The organism is Cellulomonas rhizosphaerae (genome assembly GCF_003470205.1).
GTDB lineage: Bacteria > Actinomycetota > Actinomycetes > Actinomycetales > Cellulomonadaceae > Cellulomonas > Cellulomonas rhizosphaerae.
The window spans coordinates 1-7,760 of record NZ_QWKP01000092.1; the positions used below are offsets into that span (position 1 = coordinate 1).

Genomic DNA, 7,760 nt, shown 5'->3' on the forward strand with positions numbered 1-7,760 from the left:
CGGGCTGGGCCTGGCCGCGGTGCTCGCCGGCGTCCTCGGTACAGCGATCTACCCCGACCCGGTGGGTCTCGACGAGGCGAACGCCCCGTCGAACCCGGAGGGCGTCGCGCAGGTGATCTTCTCCCAGCACGTGTTCGCGATGGAGGTCGTCGGCGCGCTGCTCGTCACCGCGGCGCTCGGCGCTCTGGTGCTCACCCACCGCCGGCGCCTGACCCCCAAGCGCGGCCAGCGCGAGCTCGCCGACCTGCGCGTCGAGGGCGGCCACCACCTGGCGCCCCTGCCCGCCCCCGGTGTCTACGCCCGGCACAACGCGATGGACGTGCCCGCGCTCGACCCGTGCGGCAACCCGATCGAGTCGTCCGTGCCGCGCGTGCTGCGCGTGCGCGGCCAGGAGGCGGACGCGGCCGAGTACGCGGCCCGCATCGACCGCGTGCTCGCGGGCCGCTCCGCCAAGGGAGACGTCGAGAACACGCCACCCGAGGCCGACCCCGCGGGCCAGCCCGTCAACGCGCCCGACATCGCGGACGCCGTCGCCGGCGTCGACCTCGAGGGGGACGGCAAGTGAGCCTCGACCACTACCTGGTGCTCGCCGGGATCCTGTTCTCGATCGGCGCCGCGACCGTGCTGCTGCGGCGCAACGCGATCATCGTGTTCATGGGCGTCGAGCTCATGCTCAACGCGACGAACCTGCTGCTCGTGACGTTCTCGCGGCTGCACGGCCAGCTCGACGGCCAGGTGCTCGCGTTCTTCGTCATGGTCGTGGCCGCCGCCGAGGTCGTCGTCGGGCTCGCGATCATCGTGTCCATCTACCGAACCCGACGCTCGGCCTCGGTCGACGACGTGAACCTGCTGAAGAGCTGAGGGGCGGACCGTGCACACCCTGACGACCTGGGCGACGAGCGTGCCCTTGAGCGAGATCGGCCCGGCCACGGCCGAGCCGGTGCGGGCCGGCATCTACGCCGTCGCGCCGCTGCTCGTGGGCCTGCCGCTCGCCTCCGCCGCCATCCTGCTGCTGCTCGGCCGGCGCTCCGACAAGTGGGGCCACTGGCTCGGCGTGCTGGCCTCGGCCGGCGCGTTCGTGATCGGCCTGCTGACGTTCCTGGCGATGCTCGGCCGCGACTCGAGCTCGCGCATCCTCGACGTGCACCTCGGCACGTGGATCGACGCGGGCGCGTTCCACCTCGACGCCGGCATGCGGCTGGACCCGCTGTCGCTGACGTTCGTGCTGCTGGTGACGTTCGTCGGCACCCTGATCCACGTCTACTCCGTGGCCTACATGGACCACGACCGGGACCGGCGGCGGTTCTTCGCCTACCTCAACCTGTTCGTCGCGGCGATGCTCGTGCTCGTCCTCGCGGACAGCTACCTGCTGCTGTTCGTCGGCTGGGAGGGCGTCGGCCTCGCGTCGTACCTGCTCATCGGGTTCTGGAACCACCGCACGCCGTACGCGGTCGCGGCCAAGAAGGCGTTCATCGCCAACCGCATCGGCGACATCGGGCTCATCGTCGCGCTCGGGCTGATGTTCGCGACGTTCGGCGGCGTCGACTTCGGCACGGTGCTCGGCGCCGACATGTCGGGCGTCAACCAGGCGACGCTCACGGGCATCGGGCTCATGCTGCTGCTCGCCGCGTGCGGCAAGTCGGCGCAGTTCCCGCTGCAGTCCTGGCTCGGCGACGCGATGGCCGGCCCGACGCCGGTCTCCGCGCTCATCCACGCCGCGACCATGGTCACCGCCGGCGTCTACCTGATCGTGCGGTCGTCGGCCATCTTCGACGCCGCTCCCACCGCGCAGCTCGTCGTGGTCGTCGTCGGCGCGATCACGCTGCTGTTCGGGGCGATCGTCGGCTGCGCGAAGGACGACATCAAGAAGGCGCTGGCCGCCTCGACGATGTCCCAGATCGGCTACATGGTCCTCGCCGCGGGCCTCGGCCCGGCGGGCTACGCGTTCGCGATCTTCCACCTCGTCACGCACGGCTTCTTCAAGGCAGGCATGTTCCTGGGCGCCGGCTCCGTGATGCACGGGATGGACGACCAGGTGGACATGCGCCGGTTCGGCGGCCTGGCCCGCTACATGAAGATCACCTACGTGACCTTCGGGCTCGGCTGGCTCGCGATCCTCGGCGTCCCCCCGTTCTCGGGCTTCTGGTCCAAGGACAAGATCATCGAGGCCGCGTTCATCCCGACCGACGGGCAGGAGTGGCGGGCCTGGGTGTTCGGCATGGTCGCGCTGCTGGGCGCCGGCATCACGGCGTTCTACATGTCGCGCCTGTTCTTCATGACGTTCGAGGGCGAGCGGCGCTGGTCGACGAAGACCGACGGCAGCCCGCAGCACCCGCACGAGTCCCCGGCGCTGATGACCTGGCCGATGATCATCCTGGCCGTCGGCTCGGCGGGTCTCGGCCTCGTGCTCGGCCTCGGCGGGCGGTTCGTCGACTGGCTCGCGCCGGTCACGGGCAGCGGGGAGCACGGCGAGCCCGTGCTGCCTGCCGGAGTGCTGATCGCGCTCACGCTCGTACTCGTCGTCGCCGGGGCGGTGCTCGCGTGGCGCCGGTACGCGATCTCGACCGTGCCGGTCATCCCGCCGATCGGTGCGCCGCTCACGCGTGCGGCCCGGGTCGACCTCTACCAGGACGCCGTCAACGACGCCCTGCTCGTCGAGCCCGGTCAGCACCTGACCCGCTCGCTGGTCTACGCCGACAAGGCAGTCGTCGACGGCGGCGCCGTCGGCATCGGCCAGACGACGGTCGGGCTCGGCCAGATCCTTCGCAAGACCCAGACCGGCTTCGTGCGTTCCTACGCCGCCACGATGCTCATCGGTCTGGTCGTCCTCGTCGTCGCCGTCCTGGTCATCCAGAGCTGAGGAGCGCACAACACGATGTCCTCCGACTTCCCCTGGCTGACTGCCCTCATCGTGCTGCCCCTGGTGGGCGCCGCGGTGCTGTGGCTGCTGCCCGCCGGAGCCCGGCGCCACACGCGCACCGTCGCGCTCGCCTTCACCCTCGCCGAGGTCGCCCTCGGCGTGGGTGCGCTGCTCGCGTTCGACACCGCCACGGCGGGCAAGCACCAGCTGCTCGAGACGCACCAGTGGATACCCTCGTTGGGGGTCTCCTACGCGGTCGGCGTCGACGGCGTGGGGCTCGCGCTGATCCTCATGTCCGTGGTGCTCGTGCCCCTCGTCGTGCTCGCCGCCTGGCGCGAGCAGGGCTCCGAGGGTGACCCGAGCGACCGCCTGCGCCACTTCCTGGCCCTGGCCCTCGTGCTCGAGGCCTTCATCGTCGCGGTGTTCGCCGCGCGGGACGTGTTCTTCTTCTACGTCCTGTTCGAGGCGATGCTCATCCCGGTCTACTTCATGATCGGTGCCTTCGGCGGGGCGCAGCGGCGGTACGCGGCGATCAAGTTCCTCATCTACTCGCTGACCGGCGGCCTGATCATGCTGGTCGCGGTCATTGCGCTGTACCTGCAGGGCCCGGGCGGTCCGGACGGGTTCCTCACGGACAACCTGACCAACCTCGCGATCGACCCGACGCTGGAGAAGTGGCTGTTCGCGGGCTTCTTCCTGGCGTTCGCGATCAAGGCGCCGATGTTCCCGGTGCACACGTGGCTGCCCGACGCGGCGCAGAACGCCACGCCCGGCACGTCCGTGCTGCTCGTCGGCGTGCTCGACAAGGTCGGCACGTTCGGGATGCTCACGCTGTGCCTGCCGCTGTTCCCCGCGGCCTCCCGCTGGGCGGCGCCGTTCGTCATCGTGCTGGCGATCATCTCGATCATCTACGGCGCGCTGCTCGCGATCGGGCAGAAGGACCTCATGCGCCTGATCGCCTACACCTCGGTGTCGCACTTCGGCTTCATCGTGCTGGGGATCTTCGCGTTCACGTCCACGTCGGTGGCCGGCTCGTCGTTCTACATGGTCAACCACGGCCTCTCGACGGGGGCGCTGTTCCTCATCGCCGGGTTCCTCGTGGCCCGGCGCGGGTCGCAGGACATCGCCGACTTCGGCGGGCTGCAGAAGGTCGTGCCGGTCATCGCGGGCACGTTCCTGGTCGCGGGCCTCTCGGCGCTGTCGCTGCCCGGCCTGTCGACGTTCGTCTCCGAGTTCCTCGTGCTGGTCGGCACGTTCGCGCGGCACCCCGCCGCGGCGATCGTCGCCTCGCTGGGCGTGGTCCTCGCCGCGATCTACGTGCTGTGGACCTACCAGCGGATCTTCACGGGCCCCGTGCGCGACGGTCTCGAGACGATGCCGGACATGCGCAACCGCGAGCGGTGGGCCGTCGCGCCCCTGCTCCTGGCGATGCTCGTCCTCGGTTTCGTGCCCGGACCCGCGCTCGACCTGGTCCGCCCGCCGGCCTCCGTCACGCTCGAGCAGGTGGGCGTCACCGACCTGCCCGCCAGCGCCGCTGAAGGGAGCAACCCGTGACGTTCACGGCCCCGCACGTCGACTGGGCGCACCTGAGCCCCGTCCTCATCGTCCTGGGCGCCGCCGCGGTCAGCGTGCTGCTCGAGGCGTTCGTCCCGGCCCGCCGCCGGCGCACTGTGCAGCTCGCGTTCTCCGCCGCTGCCCTGGCGGGCGCGATCGTGGCCGTGGCCGCGCTGTGGAGCGGCGTGAAGTCGTCGGGCGGCGTGCGCGTGCTCGGCACCTCGCTGATCGTCGACGGGCCGACCCTCGTGCTGCAGGGCACGATCGCGCTGCTGGCGCTGATCTCGCTGCTGATCATCGCGGACCGGACCAGCACGGGCGAGGACGCCTTCGCGCCGTCCGCCGCCTCCGTGCCCGGCTCCGACTACGAGGAGCTCGCGCGCCGCCAGGGCCTGGCACAGACCGAGGTCTACCCGCTCGTGCTGTTCGCCACGGGCGGCATGCTGATCTTCCCCGCCACGGGGGACCTGCTGACGCTGTTCGTCGCGCTCGAGGTCCTCTCGCTGCCGCTCTATCTGCTCACGGGCATGGCGCGCCGCCGCCGGCTGCTCTCGCAGGAGGCGGCCATGAAGTACTTCCTGCTCGGCGCGTTCGCCTCGGCGCTCATGCTGTTCGGCATCGCGCTGGTCTACGGCTACGCCGGCTCGCTGAGCTACGCCGACATCGCGACGGCCACGCAGAACCCGACCGGCCTCGACACGCTCCTGCTGGTCGGCGCCGTGATGGTGCTCGCCGGCCTGCTGTTCAAGATCGGCGCCGTCCCGTTCCACGCGTGGACCCCCGACGTCTACCAGGGCGCCCCGACGCCGATCACCGGCTTCATGGCCGCGTGCACCAAGGTCGCCGCGTTCGGCGCGCTGCTGCGCGTCGTCTACACGGTGATCCCGGGCCTGCAGTGGGACCTCGACGTGGTCATGTGGACCGTGACGATCCTGACGATGGTCGTCGGCACGGTCATCGCGATGGTGCAGACGGACATGAAGCGGCTGCTCGCCTACTCCTCGGTCGCGCACGCAGGGTTCATCCTCACGGGCGTGGTCGCGCTGGACGCGGCCGGCGTCTCCGCGGTGCTGTTCTACCTGCTCGTCTACGGCGCCGCGACGATCGGCGCCTTCGGCGTCGTCTGGCTCGTGCGCGAGCGGGACGCCGACGGCGTGATCCTCGGCGAGGCGACGCACCTGTCGCAGTGGGCCGGCATCGGCCGGCGGCACCCGTGGCACGCGGGCGCGTTCGCGCTCTTCCTGTTCTCGTTCGCGGGCATCCCGCTCACGGCCGGCTTCGTCGGAAAGTTCGGGGTGTTCTCCGCGGCGGTCGACGGCGGCGCATGGCCGCTCGCGCTGCTCGGCGTGCTCGCGTCGGCCGGTGCCGCGTTCTTCTACGTGCGCATCGTCGTGCTGATGTTCTTCTCGGACGCCCCGGCCGACGAGGCCCCCGCGGCAGCTGCCGCCCCGGAGGAGACCGACGTCGCCGTCGGTGGCGGCACGTCGCCCGCGGTCGCGACGCTCGTGGCCGAGAAGGCGCCGGCGCTCACGACGACGGTCGTCGGCACCGAAGGCTTCGCGGCAGTCGCCATCGGGCTGTGCGCGCTGACCACCATCGTGCTCGGCGTCTTCCCGACGCCGGTACTCGACGTGATCTCCCACATGTCGACGTTCCTGCCGTGAGGTCCGTGACCACGCCCGGGGCGAGATAGGTTCGTCCCGTGACTTCGACGACGGCCATCCCGCTGGCCGACCCGGCCCTTGCCGAGCGCCTGACGGACCGCCTCGCCCTGGTCGAGGAGCGCCTGCGTGACGCCGTCGCGCACGCCGACGCCCTCGCCGACACCGCCTCGCGCCACCTGGTCAACGCGGGCGGCAAGCGACTGCGGCCCATGCTCACGCTGCTGACCGCGGAGCTCGGTGACGGTGCGCGCCGCGAGGTCCTCGACGCCGCCGTCGTGGTCGAGCTCACCCACCTCGCCACGCTCTACCACGACGACGTCATGGACTCCGCGCCCCTGCGCCGCGGTGCGCCCTCCGCGCACGAGGTCTGGGGCAACTCGGTCGCGATCCTCACGGGCGACCTCCTCTTCGCGCGCGCGTCGTCGACCGTGGCGGGCCTGGGCCCGGAGGCGGTGCGGATCCAGTCCGCGACGTTCGAGCGGCTGTGCCTCGGCCAGCTGCACGAGACCGTCGGCCCGCGCCCGGACGAGGACCCGGTCGAGCACTACCTGCAGGTTCTCGCGGACAAGACCGCGTCGCTGATCGCCACGTCCGCGCGCCTCGGCGCGATGTTCGCCGGCTGCCCCCCGCACGTGGTCGCGACGGTGACGGCGTTCGGCGAGCGCATCGGCGTCGCGTTCCAGCTGGCCGACGACGTCATCGACCTCACCTCCGACGGCTCGGTGACGGGCAAGACGCCCGGCACGGACCTGCGCGAGGGTGTCCCGACGATGCCCGCGCTGCTGCTGCGGGCGCGGGCCGCCGGTCCCGACGCGACGGACGAGGACCACGCCGCCCTGGCCCTGCTGGACGCCGACCTGTCCGGCGACGAGGCGCTCGCCGCGGCCGTCGCGGCCCTCGCCGAGCACCCGGTCGTCGAGCTCACCCGGCAGCGTGCGGTGGCCCTGGCGCACGCGGCCGCGGCCGAGCTCGCGCCGCTGCCCGACGGGCCGGTCAAGGACGCGCTGGTCGCCTTCGCGGACCTGCTGGTGGACCGCGCGTCCTGACGCGCTCTCGCGTGCCCTGTGGGGGCCGGGATCTGGCACGATGTCCCGCGCGGCCACGGCGGCCGCGGACCGAGTTGGGGGGTCACGTGAGCAGCACCACCTTCGAGGGCACCGGGGTCGCGGTGACTCCCGGGACCGTCGCGCCCATCGGCGGTCGCGTGCTCGCGTACCTGATCGACGGGCTCGTCGCGGCTCTCGCGTACGGGATCGGCGTCGGCATCGGGATCGCGGTCGACAGCTCGTCGGCCCGGCTGGTCGCGCCGCTCGCGCTCGCCGGCCTCGTCGGCATCGGCCAGTGGGTCGCCGAGTCGTACACCGGCGCGACCGCGGGTGGCTGGCTGCTCGGCTACCGCACCGTCTCCGCCCGCACGGCCCGTCCCGCCGGGCTGCTCGCCATCCTGGTGCGCCAGCTCGTCGTCGCCGCGGGGGCCATCGCCTGCTTCGTCGGCCAGATCGTCGTGGTCGCCTCGGGCGCGTGGGACAACGGCCCCGCGCAGCGCGGCTGGCACGACAAGGCGGCCGGCACGCTCGTGCTGCGCGCCTCGGCGCTGCGCCCGCGCAAGCCGGGCGGCGCCGGTGCGTGGAACCAGGCGGTCGAGCGTGCGGTCGGCTCGGCGCCCCCGCCGCCCGCCCCGC

At 72.2% G+C, this 7,760-nt stretch carries 6 protein-coding genes and 1 pseudogene; all 7 read left to right on the forward strand.

Annotation, left to right across the window (positions count from 1 at the left end; all coding sequences use genetic code 11):
* Nucleotides 1-565, forward strand: a pseudogene (locus tag D1825_RS01820) (NADH-quinone oxidoreductase subunit J); the annotation flags it as partial.
* Entirely contained in the window at nucleotides 562-861 is a 300-nt protein-coding gene (gene nuoK, locus D1825_RS01825) for an NADH-quinone oxidoreductase subunit NuoK (protein WP_118765792.1), read from the forward strand. The pseudogene D1825_RS01820 and the gene nuoK, both read left to right, overlap by 4 nt.
* Before the next feature lie 10 nt (nucleotides 862-871).
* Nucleotides 872-2,860: an NADH-quinone oxidoreductase subunit L gene (gene nuoL, locus D1825_RS01830; protein WP_118765793.1), complete on the forward strand. Its 1,989-nt coding sequence runs from the start codon at nucleotides 872-874 to the stop codon at nucleotides 2,858-2,860.
* Between the two features lie 15 nt (nucleotides 2,861-2,875).
* Nucleotides 2,876-4,414 carry an NADH-quinone oxidoreductase subunit M gene (locus D1825_RS01835; protein ID WP_118765794.1) on the forward strand — a complete coding sequence of 513 codons (1,539 nt, stop codon included), beginning with the start codon at nucleotides 2,876-2,878 and terminating at the stop codon, nucleotides 4,412-4,414.
* Nucleotides 4,411-6,078 carry an NADH-quinone oxidoreductase subunit NuoN gene (nuoN, locus tag D1825_RS01840; protein WP_118765795.1) on the forward strand — a complete coding sequence of 556 codons (1,668 nt, stop codon included), beginning with the start codon at nucleotides 4,411-4,413 and terminating at the stop codon, nucleotides 6,076-6,078. Before D1825_RS01835 ends, nuoN begins: the two co-directional genes overlap by 4 nt.
* A gap of 38 nt (nucleotides 6,079-6,116) precedes the next feature.
* Nucleotides 6,117-7,124, forward strand: a complete 1,008-nt coding sequence (locus D1825_RS01845; RefSeq protein ID WP_118765796.1) for a polyprenyl synthetase family protein — start codon at nucleotides 6,117-6,119, stop codon at nucleotides 7,122-7,124.
* 86 nt (nucleotides 7,125-7,210) lie between these two features.
* Nucleotides 7,211-7,760: RDD family protein (locus D1825_RS01850; RefSeq protein ID WP_199721461.1), on the forward strand; the 550-nt coding region annotated here is incomplete at its 3' end.